This window comes from Sphingomonas cavernae, assembly GCF_003590775.1.
Lineage (GTDB): Bacteria > Pseudomonadota > Alphaproteobacteria > Sphingomonadales > Sphingomonadaceae > Sphingobium_A > Sphingobium_A cavernae.
The window spans coordinates 15817-29146 of record NZ_QYUM01000004.1 but is presented as its reverse complement, the minus strand read 5'-3'; the positions used below and the strand labels follow the sequence as shown (position 1 = coordinate 29146).

The 13330-nt window shown below is 62.6% G+C and carries 12 protein-coding genes; all 12 read left to right on the top strand.

Annotated elements, in window-relative coordinates; genetic code table 11:
- Nucleotides 1-135: 135 nt before the first annotated feature.
- The 12 genes from nuoH to D3876_RS15305 all read left to right on the top strand — a co-directional run bounded on the left by nuoH (nucleotide 136) and on the right by D3876_RS15305 (nucleotide 12932).
- On the top strand, nucleotides 136-1185 hold the full coding sequence (gene nuoH / locus D3876_RS15360; protein ID WP_119763969.1) for an NADH-quinone oxidoreductase subunit NuoH: 1050 nt from the start codon (nucleotides 136-138) through the stop codon (nucleotides 1183-1185).
- Nucleotides 1182-1667 (top strand): NADH-quinone oxidoreductase subunit NuoI, encoded by a 486-nt coding sequence (gene nuoI / locus D3876_RS15355; protein ID WP_119763967.1) that lies wholly within the window; start codon nucleotides 1182-1184, stop codon nucleotides 1665-1667. The genes nuoH and nuoI overlap by 4 nt, the downstream gene beginning before the upstream one ends.
- Nucleotides 1668-1823: 156 nt before the next feature.
- Entirely contained in the window at nucleotides 1824-2435 is a 612-nt protein-coding gene (locus tag D3876_RS15350; protein WP_119763965.1) for an NADH-quinone oxidoreductase subunit J, read from the top strand.
- A gap of 97 nt (nucleotides 2436-2532) precedes the next feature.
- Nucleotides 2533-2838, top strand: coding sequence for an NADH-quinone oxidoreductase subunit NuoK (gene nuoK / locus D3876_RS15345; protein WP_119763963.1), 306 nt, complete (start codon nucleotides 2533-2535; stop codon nucleotides 2836-2838).
- Between the two features lie 7 nt (nucleotides 2839-2845).
- Nucleotides 2846-4897 carry an NADH-quinone oxidoreductase subunit L gene (gene nuoL / locus D3876_RS15340; protein WP_119763961.1) on the top strand — a complete coding sequence of 684 codons (2052 nt, stop codon included), beginning with the start codon at nucleotides 2846-2848 and terminating at the stop codon, nucleotides 4895-4897.
- Nucleotides 4894-6432 carry an NADH-quinone oxidoreductase subunit M gene (locus D3876_RS15335; RefSeq protein ID WP_119763959.1) on the top strand — a complete coding sequence of 513 codons (1539 nt, stop codon included), beginning with the start codon at nucleotides 4894-4896 and terminating at the stop codon, nucleotides 6430-6432. The genes nuoL and D3876_RS15335 overlap by 4 nt, the downstream gene beginning before the upstream one ends.
- Nucleotides 6432-7868, top strand: a complete 1437-nt coding sequence (nuoN, locus tag D3876_RS15330) for an NADH-quinone oxidoreductase subunit NuoN (protein WP_119763957.1) — start codon at nucleotides 6432-6434, stop codon at nucleotides 7866-7868. The genes D3876_RS15335 and nuoN overlap by 1 nt, the downstream gene beginning before the upstream one ends.
- 2 nt (nucleotides 7869-7870) lie before the next feature.
- Complete coding sequence (locus tag D3876_RS15325) at nucleotides 7871-8569, top strand: biotin--[acetyl-CoA-carboxylase] ligase (RefSeq protein WP_119765531.1); 699 nt, start codon at nucleotides 7871-7873, stop codon at nucleotides 8567-8569.
- Between the two features lie 9 nt (nucleotides 8570-8578).
- Nucleotides 8579-9367, top strand: coding sequence for a type III pantothenate kinase (locus tag D3876_RS15320; protein WP_119763955.1), 789 nt, complete (start codon nucleotides 8579-8581; stop codon nucleotides 9365-9367).
- 68 nt (nucleotides 9368-9435) lie between these two features.
- Entirely contained in the window at nucleotides 9436-11016 is a 1581-nt protein-coding gene (locus D3876_RS15315) for a ribonuclease J (protein ID WP_119765529.1), read from the top strand.
- Nucleotides 11017-11020: 4 nt separating this feature from the next.
- Nucleotides 11021-11290: a DUF1467 family protein gene (locus tag D3876_RS15310; RefSeq protein ID WP_119763953.1), complete on the top strand. Its 270-nt coding sequence runs from the start codon at nucleotides 11021-11023 to the stop codon at nucleotides 11288-11290.
- A 118-nt stretch (nucleotides 11291-11408) separates the two neighbouring features.
- The gene (locus D3876_RS15305; RefSeq protein ID WP_147417670.1) at nucleotides 11409-12932 is read left to right on the top strand and encodes an alpha/beta fold hydrolase; all 1524 of its coding nucleotides are present in this window, start codon (nucleotides 11409-11411) and stop codon (nucleotides 12930-12932) included.
- Nucleotides 12933-13330 lie beyond the last annotated feature (398 nt).

The following is a 13330-nucleotide window of genomic DNA, read 5'->3' as shown; positions in this document are numbered from 1 at the left end:
TAGAGACCGAGCTTGGCGAGGGCTCGTATCGAAGGACCGGCACCGTGCGTCCTTCGATACGCCGTTTCGACTTCGCTCAACGGCTACTCAGGATGAGCGGGTTATGGGTTGGGCCTGCCAAGGGAGCGTGACCCAATGACCGAATTCTTCCAGTCCACTCTGGGGTTCGGCTTTGGCTGGTTCCTTGCCACGCTGCTGCTGATCCTGTTCATCGCGCTGCCGCTGCTGCTTGCGGTCGCGATGATCATCTATGCCGACCGCAAGATCTGGGCAGCGATGGCGCTGCGCCGCGGCCCGAACGTCGTGGGCCCGCTCGGGCTGCTCCAGTCCTTTGCAGACGGTCTCAAGGTCTTCCTGCAGGAAACCATCATCCCCTCGGCCGCGAACCGGGGCCTGTTCCTGCTCGCGCCGATCATCACCTTCACGGTGGCGCTCATCGTTTGGGCGGTGATCCCCTTTGGCGAGGGCATGGTGCTCGCCGACATCAATGTCGGGTTGCTCTACATTCTCGCGGCGTCGTCGCTCGGCGTCTATGGCGTGATCCTCGCGGGTTGGGCATCCAACTCGAAATATCCCTTTTACTCCGCGATCCGCGCTGCATCGCAGATGGTGTCGTACGAGGTCTCGATCGGCTTCGTGCTGATCTCGGTCGTGCTCTTCGCGGGCACGTTCAACATGACGGGCATTGTAGAGGACCAGCGGGGCCACATCTTCGGCGTCATCAACGCCTATGGCTTCAACCCGCTGCTCTTCCCGATGGCGGTGGTGTTTCTGATCTCGGCACTCGCCGAAACCGCGCGCGCGCCGTTCGACCTCACGGAGGCGGAGTCGGAGCTCGTCGCGGGCTATCAGACCGAATATTCGTCGATGAGCTTCGCGCTGTTCTGGCTCGGCGAGTACGCCAACGTCATCCTGATGTGCGCATTGAACGCGATCCTGTTCTGGGGCGGCTATCTGCCCCCGATCGACTGGGCGCCGCTCTATGTCGTTCCCGGCATTTTCTGGCTCTTTGCCAAGATCCTCGTCTTCTTCTTCATCTTCTCGTGGATCAAGGCGACGGTGCCGCGCTACCGCTACGACCAGCTCATGCGGCTGGGCTGGAAGATCTTCCTCCCGCTGTCGCTCTTCTGGGTCTTCCTCGTGTCCGGATATCTGATGCTTACGCGCTATGGAGGCGTATCATGAGCCTCGCTCACATCATCAAAACCTTCACGCTCTGGGAGTTCGTCAAGGCGCACTGGCTGACCTTGAAGTATTTCTTCAAGCCCAAGGCGACGATCAACTTCCCCTACGAGAAGAACCCGCTCAGCCCGCGTTTCCGCGGCGAGCACGCGCTGCGCCGCTATCCCAATGGTGAGGAACGCTGCATCGCGTGCAAGCTGTGCGAGGCGGTGTGCCCGGCGCAGGCGATCACGATCGAGGCCGAGCCGCGCGAGGACGGCAGCCGCCGCACGACGCGCTACGACATCGACATGACCAAGTGCATCTATTGCGGCTTCTGTCAGGAAGCATGCCCGGTCGACGCGGTCGTCGAGGGTCCGAACTTCGAATTCGCGACCGAAACGCGTGAGGAGTTGCTCTATGACAAGGCCAAGCTCCTCGCCAACGGCGACAAATGGGAGCGCGCAATTGCCGCGAACCTTGCCGCCGATGCACCCTATCGCTAAGCGCCCACGGAACAGGGGAGCCCGTTCGATCATGAGTTTCAAGTCAGCCAACATTGTCATTCCCGCGAAAGCGGGAATCCAGACGATGGCGGTGTCCTGCATTGAGTCCGCATGGATTCCCGCTTTCGCGGGAATGACACCGGAAGGGATGGACGCATGATCCAGATCCTGGCCTTTTACCTGTTCGCCATCATGGTGATCGCCAGCGGTGTGCTGACGATCATCGCGCGCAACCCCGTGCACTCCGTGCTGTGGCTGATCCTGGCCTTTTTCAACGCGGCGGGGCTGATGCTGCTCGCGGGCGCCGAGTTCATCGCGATGCTGCTTGTCATCGTCTATGTGGGTGCGGTCGCGGTGCTGTTCCTGTTCGTCGTGATGATGCTCGACATCGATTTCGCCGAACTGCGTGCGGGCTTCGCCAATTACGCGATGTTCGGGCTGTTGCTCGCGCTCGTGCTGGTGGGCGAGGTGATCTTCGCGGTCGGCGCGTGGAATGCGGGCGGCATCGAACTCGCCCAGCGCGTCTCGCCGATTCCCAATGATCAGCCCAATATCGAAGCGTTGGGCGCGCTGCTCTACACGCGCTATCTCTACATCTTCGAAGCGGCAGGGCTTGTCCTGCTGGTAGCGATGATCGGCGCGATTGTGCTGACCCACCGCAGGCGTGGCGGAACCCGGCCGCAGAACATCTCCGAGCAGGTCAAGCGGCGTCCGCAGGATGCGGTGCGCAACGTCAATCCGCCCGTGGGCGAGGGGGTGCAGCTATGATGGCACTCGAAAACGCGCTCACCCTGAGGCTGTCGAAGGGTGTTGGCACAAGGCTTCGACAAGCTCAGCCTGAGCGCAAATTTGGGGGAGCCGCAGCATGATCGGCATCCAGCATTATCTGGTGGTGAGCGCGCTGCTCTTCGTGACGGGCGTGCTCGGCATCTTCATCAACCGCAAGAACGTCATCATCATCCTGATGGCGATCGAGCTGATCCTGCTCGCGGTGAACATCAACCTCGTCGCCTTCTCGTCCTATCTGGGCGACATGGTGGGGCAGGTGTTCGCGATGTTCGTGCTGACCGTCGCCGCCGGCGAGGCAGCGATCGGGCTTGCGATCCTGGTGATCTATTTCCGTGGCCGCGGCACAATCGCGGTTGATGACATCAACCGGATGAAGGGGTGAATTTCCGGTGACCTCCATCCACGCAATCGTCTTCCTGCCGCTCCTGGCAGCCATCGTCGCAGGGCTCGGCAACCGCGCGCTCGGCAACACCGTCGCCAAGTCGATCACTACGGCGGGGCTGTTCATCTCGTGCCTTCTGAGCTGGCCGATCTTCCTCGCCCATGTCGGTGGCGAAGTGCCGGCACAGGTCATCCCCGTGCTCGATTTCATCAAGTCGGGTGACCTCGATGTCGCATGGTCGCTGCGCGTTGACACGCTGACTGCGGTGATGCTCGTCGTCATCACGACGGTCTCGGCGCTCGTCCATCTTTATAGCTGGGGCTATATGGAGGACGACCCGGATCAGCCGCGCTTCTTCGCCTATCTCTCGCTCTTTACCTTCGCGATGCTGATGCTGGTGACCGCCGACAACCTCGTCCAGATGTTCTTCGGCTGGGAAGGCGTAGGTCTGGCATCGTATCTGCTGATCGGTTTCTGGTTCAGGAAGCCGAGCGCAAACGCAGCCGCGATCAAGGCGTTCGTCGTCAACCGTGTCGGCGATCTTGGCTTCATGATGGGCATTTTCGGCACCTTCCTCGTGTTCGGCACCGTCTCGATCCCCGCGATCCTCGAGGCCGCACCCGGCATGGCGGGCTCGACGATCGGCTTCCTCGGCTACCGTCTCGACACCATGACCGTGCTCTGCCTGCTGCTGTTCGTCGGCGCGATGGGCAAGTCGGCGCAGCTTGGCCTGCACACCTGGCTTCCCGACGCGATGGAGGGCCCGACCCCCGTCTCGGCGCTGATCCACGCCGCGACGATGGTCACCGCGGGTGTCTTCATGGTCTGCCGGCTCTCGCCGATGTTCGAGCAGAGCGAGACCGCGCTCGGTTTCGTCACCTTCATCGGCGCCGCGACCTGCCTCTTCGCCGCGACCGTCGGCACGTGTCAGAACGACATCAAGCGCGTCATCGCCTATTCGACCTGTTCGCAGCTTGGCTACATGTTCTTCGCAGCGGGCGTCGGCGCCTATGGCGCGGCGATGTTCCACCTGTTCACGCACGCCTTCTTCAAGGCGCTGCTGTTCCTCGGCGCTGGCTCGGTGATCCACGCGATGCACCACGAGCAGGACATGCGCTACTACGGCGCGCTGCGTAAGGAGATTCCATTCACCTTCGCGGTGATGCTGATCGGCACGCTCGCGATCACGGGCGTCGGCATTCCGGGGCTGCTGGGCTTTGCGGGCTTCTATTCGAAGGATGCGATCCTCGAATCCGCCTTCGCCTCGGGCACCAACGGCCAGCTCGCCTTCTTCGTGGGATCGTTCGCGGCGCTGCTCACCAGCTTCTATTCGTGGCGGCTGATGTTCCTCACCTTCTGGGGCAAGCCGCGCTGGGTCGAATCCGAGCATATCCAGCACGCCGTGCATCATGTCGTCGAGCACCGCGACGAGCCGGCCGAGGAGCATCATGCCGATGCGCATGATCCGCTGCCGCACACCGGCACCGGCGGCTATCACCCGCACGAAAGCCCGCTCAGCATGCTGATCCCGATCGGCCTGCTGGCATTGGGTGCGATCTTCGCGGGCTTCCTGTTCCACAACCAGTTCGTCGAAGCCGAACATGGCGCGCATTTCTGGAACGGCAGCCTCGCTTTTGACGAGCATCTGATGCACGCGATGCATGAGGTGCCGACATGGGTGAAATGGACGCCCTTTGCGGTGATGGCGATCGGCCTGTTCATCGCTTGGCGCGCTTATATCGTGAACACCGACATTCCGGGGAAGTTCGTGGCCCAGTTCCGCATTCTGTACGATTTCCTGCTCAACAAATGGTATTTTGACGAGCTCTACAACCTGATCTTCGTGAAGCCCGCCTTCTGGTTCGGTCGCCTCTTCTGGAAGGGCGGCGACGAAGGGACGATCGATCGTTTCGGCCCCGATGGCATCTCCGCGCTCGTCGTTCGCGGCAACGGGCTCACTGCGAAGCTCCAGTCGGGCTTCCTTGCAAGCTATGCCTTTGTCATGCTGATCGGCCTTGCCGCGGCGGCGACCTGGGCGGTGTGGGCGATCGCACAATGAACAGTCTCGGTTTCCCTATCCTCTCGCTGATGCTCGCCATTCCGATGGCGGCAGCGGTCGCGTGCCTTTACGTGAACGCACAGAATGCGCGCATGCTGGCGCTCGTCGCGACGCTGGTCGACCTCGCGCTCGGCGTCGTGCTCTGGATCAATTTCGATGCGAGCCCGCTGGGGCCGCAGTGGCAGTTCACCGAATATCAACCGATCTTCGGTCGCTTCGCCTGGGCGCTCGGCATCGACGGCATCGCGCTGATGCTGATCATGCTGACGCTGTTCCTGATGCCGATCTGCATTCTCGCTTCCTGGGAAGCGATCGAAAAGCGCGTGCCCGAATACATGGCAGCCTTCCTGTTCATGGAAGTGCTAATGATCGGCGTGTTCACCGCGCAGGATCTGTTCCTGTTCTACATCTTCTTCGAGGCCGGCCTGATCCCGATGTACCTGATCATCGGCATCTGGGGCGGCAAGGACCGGATCTACGCGTCGTACAAATTCTTCCTCTACACGCTGCTCGGATCGGTGCTGATGCTGATCGCGATGCTGTGGATGGCGCGCGAGGCGGACACGACCTTCATCCCCGCACTGATGAACTACGACTTCCCCGTGGAAGCGCAGACCTTGCTCTGGCTCGCCTTCTTCGCGTCGTTCGCTGTGAAGATGCCGATGTGGCCCGTCCACACCTGGCTTCCCGACGCACACGTGCAGGCGCCGACCGCGGGTTCGGTGATCCTTGCGGGCGTCCTGCTGAAGATGGGCGGCTATGGCTTTATCCGCTTCTCGCTCCCCATGTTCCCGGAGGCTTCGGCTGAGTTGATCTGGGTGATCTTCGGCCTGTCGATGATCGCGGTGGTCTACACCTCGCTCGTCGCGCTCGTGCAGCAGGACATGAAGAAGCTCATCGCCTATTCCTCGGTCGCGCACATGGCGATCGTGACGATCGGCCTGTTCGCCTTCAACCGGCAGGGGCTCGAGGGCGCGATGATCGTCATGCTCAGCCACGGCCTCGTCTCGGGCGCGCTCTTCCTGTGCGTGGGTGTGATCTATGATCGCCTGCACACGCGTGAAATCGGCCGTTACGGCGGGCTTTCGATCAACATGCCCAAATATGCGCTTTTCTTCATGCTTTTCACGATGGCGTCGGTCGGCCTGCCGGGCACCAGCGGCTTCGTTGGCGAATTTTTGTCGCTTGCGGGCACCTATCAGGTGTCGAGCTGGGTGACGCTCGTCTGCACCACGGGCATCATCCTAGGTGCGGCGTACATGCTCTACCTTTACCGGCGTGTCGCCTTTGGCGAGCTCGACAAGGACGATGTCCGCGCCATGCCCGACCTGTCTCACAGGGAAATGTGGCTGATGGCACCGATCGCCGCGGTCGTGCTGTGGATGGGCGTCTATCCCGAGAGCTTCATGGCGCCGATGCGCCGCGATATCGGCACGCTGCTCGCGCGCATCGAACGCGCAAAGCCCGTGGGCGACGCGCAGTTCGCCATGGGCAAACCGCAAGTCAAAGCTGAAGCGCACGGGGAGGCGCACTGATGGATTACGCCGCTTCCCTTCAGATGGCGCTGCCCGAGGTTATTCTCAGCCTCGGCTCGCTCGTCCTGCTGATGATCGCCGCCTATGTCGGCGACAAGTCGACGCGCGCAATCGGCTGGCTTGCAGTCGGGCTGTTCGCCGCTGCCAGCCTCTCGCTGCTCGGCCCCGCGGGCCATGGCGGCGAGGCGTTCTACGGCCTCTACCGCGCCGATGCCTTCGCCGCCTTCGCCAAGCTGCTGATCTATATTGCCGCGGCTGTCTCAATCATCATCGCTCCCGGCTTCTTCAAGGACGGTGCGCTCAGGGCCGAATATCCGGTGCTGATCGTGCTCGCCGCGGTCGGCATGGGAATGATGGTCTCGGCCGCCGACCTGCTGACGCTCTATGTCGGGCTCGAGCTAAACAGCCTTGCTGCTTACGTGCTCGCAAGCTTCATGCGCCGAGACACGCGCTCGGCCGAAGCGGGGCTCAAATATTTCGTCCTCGGAGCGCTCGCGAGCGGGATCCTGCTCTACGGCATCACGCTGCTCTACGGCTTCTCGGGAACGACAATGTTCGAGGGCATTGCGGTTGCAATGAAGGATGGTCTCTCGAACGGCGAGCTGTTCGGGCTTGTCTTCGTGCTCGCGGGCCTCGCCTTCAAGATCAGTGCGGTGCCCTTCCACATGTGGACACCCGATGTCTATGAAGGCGCGCCCACGCCCGTCACCACCTTCTTCGCCAGCGCCCCCAAGGTTGCCGCGATCGCGCTCACCGTTCGCGTGGCGGTCGAGGCGATGGGTCCGGGTTCGGACGCCTGGCGCCAGATCGTGATTTTCGCCGCACTCGCCTCGATCGTGCTCGGCGCGGTCGCCGCGATCGGACAGACCAACATCAAGCGTCTGCTCGCCTATTCGTCGATCAACAATGTCGGTTTCGCGCTGATTGGGCTTGCTGCGGGCACGGAAGAGGGTGTCGCCTCGGTCATGACCTATATGGCGATTTACGTCGCGATGACGCTGGGCAGCTTCCTCTGCGTCCTCCAGATGCGCGACCGCGACGGCAACCATGTCGAGACGATCTCGAGCCTCGCTGGCCTGTCGAGCACGCGTCCCGCGCTCGCCGCGGCGCTCGCGACCTTCATGTTCAGCCTTGCGGGCATCCCGCCGCTGCTCGGTTTCTGGGCCAAGTTTCTCGTGTTCGATGCCGCGGTCGCCGCGGGCATGTGGCCGCTCGCCGCCATCGGCATCGCGGCCTCGGTGATCGGCGCGTTCTATTATCTGAAGATCATCAAGACGATGTATTTCGACGAGCCGGCACCGGCCTATGCGCCGTCCGAAAGCATCGTCGAGAACGGGCTGATCGCGATCTCCGCGCTTTTCGTCTCGCCGCTGGGTTATTTTCTGATCCCCGCGCTCGGCGTGGCAACGATGAACGCTGCACGGGCGCTGTTCTGACGATCATCCGCACCGTAGAGGCGACTGCCTCAACCAATGCCGACATGCTCGGGCTTGCCGCCGCCGGCGAGCCCGAAGGGCTCTGGCTCCGTGCCGAGACGCAAACCTCAGGGCGCGGGCGACAGGGGCGCAATTGGGCGTCGCCGCGCGGCAATCTCTTTGCAAGCACGATCGTAAGGTTGCACCCGACCGATCCGTCGGCGGCAACCCTCGCCTTTGTCGCCGCGGTGGCTCTCGCAGAGGTAACCGCGGCGTGGACGGGGCGCGAACGGCTGTCGCTCAAATGGCCCAATGATCTGTTGCTGGATGGCGCGAAGATGTCGGGCATTTTGCTCGAACGGACGGGTGATGCGGTGGTGGTGGGACTTGGCGTCAACCTTGCGCATCATCCCGATGTGCCTGGTCGCGTGACAACCAGCCTCGCGCTTTATGGCGCACCTGATCCGGCACTGTTCCTCGAGGAGCTCGCCTCGGCCTTCGCGCGCTGGCTCGCGCGCTGGCGCGGAGAGGGGCTCGCTCCATTGCGCGAGAAATGGCTGGAACTGGCGCACCCGCGCGGATCAGCGCTCGTTGCAAATCTTCCCGACGGCACATCGGTCGAAGGCCTGTTCGATGGCCTTGACGCCGATGGCGCGCTCATCCTGCGCTTGGCGGACGGGACGTCGCGTGTCATTCACGCGGGCGACGTCTTTTTGATCTGAAGGTTCGCCATGCTGCTCGCTATCGATGCCGGTAACACCAATGTCGTTTTCGCGCTGGTCAAGGACCTCGAGATCCGCGCGCGCTGGCGGATCGCGACGGATCCGCGGCGTACCGCCGACGAATATGCGGTGTGGCTGCGTCAGCTCCTCGATCTGGAAGGCTATGGCCTCGACGACATCAGCGGCGTGATTATCGGCACGGTTGTTCCGCGCGCGCTCCACAATCTCTCCGTGCTCTCGGAGAAATACTTCAAAACCGCTCCGCTCGTGGCGGGACAAGGGGCCGCCGAATGGGGCGTGGCGCTCGACGTTGTAGAACCCAAGACCGTAGGTGCCGACCGCGTGCTGAACGCGATTGCGGCGCATGCAGGGCACAAGGGCGATCTGATCGTCATAGATTTCGGCACCGCCACCACCTTCGACGTGATCGACTATACCGGCGCGTACAAGGGCGGGATCATTGCGCCGGGCATCAATCTGTCGCTCGACTCGCTCGTCGCCGCTGCGGCCAAACTGCCGCGCATAGCGATTGAGGCCCCCGAAGACACCCGGAGCGTCATCGGCCGCACCACGGAGGATCAGATGCATATCGGCATCTTCTGGGGCTATGTCGCGATGATGGAAGGGCTTGTAGCGCGGATGAAAGCCGAGATTGGACGTCCGGTGAAGGTTCTTGCTACAGGCGGTCTCGCGACGCTGTTCGAGAAACACAGCAGCGTGTTCGACGCGATCGAGCCCGATCTCACAATCCGCGGGCTCGCAATGCTCCATGAGCGCACCAAGACAAAGACTGGATAGAAACCCAAGTGACCAAACCCGGCAACGAACTCCTCTTCCTCGCGCTTGGCGGGTCGGGGGAGATCGGCATGAACGTCAATCTCTACGGCACCCAGGGCAAATGGGTGATGGTCGACTGCGGCATCACCTTCGCCGATCCTGCCTATCCCGGCGTCGATATCATCCTGCCCGATCTGGCGTTCATCGAGGAGCGCGCGGAGGATCTGCTGGGCATCGTCCTCACGCACGGCCATGAGGATCATATCGGCGCGCTCCCCTATCTTGCCGCAGATCTCGGCGTACCGCTCTACGCGACGCCCTTCACCGCGGGCCTCATTCAGGGCAAGCTCGACGAGGAGGGAATTGCCGATCAGGTCGAGCTCAACATCGTCGACAATGAGGGCAGCTTCTCGCTCGGCCCCTTCGGCTTCCGCTATGTGCCGCTCGCGCATTCGATCCCCGAGGGCAACGCCGTCCTGATCGACACGCCCTATGGCCGTATTTTCCACACGGGCGACTGGAAGCTCGACGACGCCCCCCAGCTCGGCGCGCCCTCGACGCCCGAAGAGCTGACCGAGATAGGCGACGAGGGAATTCTCGCGCTCGTCTGCGACTCCACCAATGTCTTCAATCCCGAGGCCTCGGGCTCCGAAGGCGCAGTGCGCGCAGGGCTCGACGAGGTCATCGGCGGCGCGAAGGGCAGGGTGCTCGTCACCACCTTCGCCTCCAACGCCGCGCGGCTCCGCACGCTCGGGCAGGTGGCCAAGGATACGGGCCGGACGCTCTGCGTCGCGGGCCGCTCGCTCGATCGCATCCTGCGCGTCGCCAAGGCAACGGGCTATCTCAAGGACTTCCCCGAGGTTGTCGATTTCGACACAGCGATGGGCTTGCCGCGGCGCGACGTGATGATCGTCGCAACCGGCGGGCAGGGCGAGCCGCGCGCCGCGCTAGCGCGCGTCGCAGAGGGCACGCACCAGATCAAGCTCGACGCCGGCGATCTCGTCGTATTTTCCTCCAAGCAGATTCCCGGCAATGAGATCGCGATCGGCCGCATCCAGAATACGCTTGCTGCGGCGGGTGTCGAGATGATCACTGACCGTCAGGCGCACGTCCATGTCTCGGGCCATCCCGGCCGTCCCGAACTCGCCTCGATGTACCACTGGATCCGCCCGCAGATCCTTATCCCCGTCCACGGCGAGATGCGCCACATGGTCGAGCAGGCGCGTTTCGGGCTTGAGCAGGGCGTGCAAAAGGCGATCGTCCAGCAGAATGGCGAACTGATCCGCCTCGCACCCAATGGGCCCGTGAAACTGGGACACGAACGCGTCGGCCGGCTGGTGCTCGACGGCGACGTTATCCTGCCGGCTGACGGCACGACGATGAATGACCGTCGCAAGCTCTCTCTCCATGGACAGATCTCGGTCGCTGTCGCGCTCGACAATCAGAACCGACTGCGGGGCGATCCTGCCATCCGCCTCAACGGCGTTCCCGTCGAGGAGGATCGCGATGCGTTTCTCGAAGACGCGTGCAAGGCGGCCGAACAGGCCGTCGCCAAGGGTGCGCGCGACGAGGACTCGCTACGTGAGGCGTTGCGACTGGCGGTGCGGCGCCGTGCCACGCACTGGACGGGCAAGAAGCCTGTCGTCGACGTGCTGATCGTAAGGTGCTGACGCCATGAAGTGGACCTCGGCGCTTGCCATCTATCTGCTGTTCTGGGTGATGACCGCCTTCCTCGTGCTGCCCTTCGGCGTGAAGACGCATGATGAGGCAGGCATTCCCAAGACACCCGGTCAGGCCGACAGTGCGCCTGCCAATTTTCGTCCGGCGCGAGTCGCGCTGTGGACCACCGCGCTCTCGGCGGTGCTGTTCGGACTATTCTATCTGAACTATGTCAACGGGTGGGTTGGCGCGGAGGCTTTCGACCTGTTCCGTCACCCGGGCTGATCAACCGCTTCCCGTGGCAGACGCTTCCGGAGCCCGGCGAATGCGGCCGCGGCAAGCACATGGAAGGGGCTCTGACGTGCAGTGAGCTCGTCGGACCCGGACGTAGCCGTTCTGCGGTTTGGATGATAAAAATGCCGCGTTCGCGCAGGACTACCTCGTAAACTGCAGATTTCTGAGGACAAGCGAGATGCGCCAAACAAGCAAGTTGCTTGTCGTCATCGTAGCGGCTTCGTTCCTGCTTGGCTGGCGGACTCAAGCCTCCAGTGAAGAACCCGTCACATCGCCCCAACACGCCGCTCAAGCGATAGCATTGAAAGCGTGCTCGCTGCCGGATATCGCCCGTGCGGCGCAGTGCGGATCGATTTCGCTCCCGGAACATCCGGGGAAACCGCACGCACGGCAAATCGCGGTGGCCGTGGCCATATTGCCGGCCCGCAATGGCCGAGCCCTGCCGGATCCCATTGTCGTGTTGATGGGCGGACCAGGCGAAAGCGCGATCGATGCGGCGGCGGTTCACGATCGCAGGTTGGGTCGGCTTCTCGACGATCGCGACTTGCTGCTGATCGATCAGCGCGGCACAGGCCGCTCCGCGGCGCTGCCTTGCGAACTGGTGCCAAACGGCGATGTTCTGCCGCTACTTGCCGACATCTTTCCAACGACGGCCGTGGCGCAATGCGTCAAGAATCTGCGCTCCCAGGCGGACTTGACGCAATATGGGTATCCGAACTTCGCTAGGGACGTGGAACAGGTGCGCCGCGCACTGGGCTATGGGAAGCTCAACCTGTTCGGCGGATCCTACGGGACGAGAGCGTTGCAGGTCTACCTGCGGGAGTATCCCGAAAATGTCCGCACGGCCTATCTCGGATCGGTCATACCTATCGACATCGCGACGCCGGCCACAATGGCGGCTACGGCGGACGGCGAACTGGAGCGGCTGTTCGCGGTCTGTGCCGAAAATGCGGCGTGCGCAAGGGCCTATCCGGCACTGCGGGGGGAGTTCGCCTCGCTGCTTGGTCGGCTGGATCGGGGCGAAGTGCGTGTTTCGCTTCCGGGGCGACCCGGCCGCCACGTCCTTCATCGCGGACCCGTCGCGGCGTGGGTCCGGTCGAGGCTATATCGTCCGTCGAGCGCGGCCGAACTGCCATGGGCAATCCACCGCGCGTACGGCGGCGATTGGCAGCCAATCGTGGATGGCGTTCTCGCGAGCGCGCATCCCGACCTCAGTTTCGGTTCGTTCTTCGCCATCACCTGCAACGAAGACGTGCGATTTCTACCGCAAAAGCGAGATCAATCCGGCGCGGCCGGTTTCCTTGGCGACTATCGGGTCCGGCAGCAACAGGCCGCATGTCGTTCCTGGCCTTCGTCGCCTCTGCCGTCCGGCTACCGCCAGCCCGTTCGGTCGAATGTGCCATCGTTGTTCGTCACGGGCGAAAACGATGGCGGCTCGCCCGTCTGGTTCACAGATCATGCGGCCCTAGGGTTCTCCAACGGTGCCGTGCTCCTTGCACCCGGCCAGGGCCATACCGAATGGAGCGACTGCATCTCTCGCCGCTACGAAGCCTTGGTCGAGAGCGGTGAAATGGCGGGCCTTCGACGGCAAGCTTGTCCCGCCGTCCCCCGACCGCCATTCAAGATCGGCTGACATTCGCCAGTCGTGGGAATTTCCAGGGTTGCACCATGCGCGCCATTCTTTGCTCCGCTGCACCAGCAAGCAGGTAAAGAATGGCTGAAAGGAGGAACTCTGCGCCGAAATCGGCGGAGATGGTGACCCCTACGGGAATCGCGAATATCTATCAACATATTGATATATATGTTGTATATTGGACACAGAATGTTTTGGTGCCATCGTAAATACCAACGCTAGATGCGGATTTTTTGAGCCGATTTGAAATTTCTAAACTGATCCATTGTGACTCTGCAGGCCCCGGGCCGGCGGACGCAGTGTGTTATAGCTCATTGAGGATGGCAATCTGAGTCGCCAAGCAATGCGGCCTGATCAGTTTCGTAGCGGCACGCGCAGACCCCGATCGCGCAGGCGCC

Coding starts and splice junctions, on each gene's coding strand:
- nuoH (WP_119763969.1), top strand. CDS start 136: ATGACCGAATTCTTCCAGTCCACTCTGGGGTTCGGCTTTGGCTGGTTC.
- nuoI (WP_119763967.1), top strand. CDS start 1,182: ATGAGCCTCGCTCACATCATCAAAACCTTCACGCTCTGGGAGTTCGTC.
- D3876_RS15350 (WP_119763965.1), top strand. CDS start 1,824: ATGATCCAGATCCTGGCCTTTTACCTGTTCGCCATCATGGTGATCGCC.
- nuoK (WP_119763963.1), top strand. CDS start 2,533: ATGATCGGCATCCAGCATTATCTGGTGGTGAGCGCGCTGCTCTTCGTG.
- D3876_RS15335 (WP_119763959.1), top strand. CDS start 4,894: ATGAACAGTCTCGGTTTCCCTATCCTCTCGCTGATGCTCGCCATTCCG.
- nuoN (WP_119763957.1), top strand. CDS start 6,432: ATGGATTACGCCGCTTCCCTTCAGATGGCGCTGCCCGAGGTTATTCTC.
- D3876_RS15320 (WP_119763955.1), top strand. CDS start 8,579: ATGCTGCTCGCTATCGATGCCGGTAACACCAATGTCGTTTTCGCGCTG.
- D3876_RS15315 (WP_119765529.1), top strand. CDS start 9,436: ATGAACGTCAATCTCTACGGCACCCAGGGCAAATGGGTGATGGTCGAC.
- D3876_RS15310 (WP_119763953.1), top strand. CDS start 11,021: ATGAAGTGGACCTCGGCGCTTGCCATCTATCTGCTGTTCTGGGTGATG.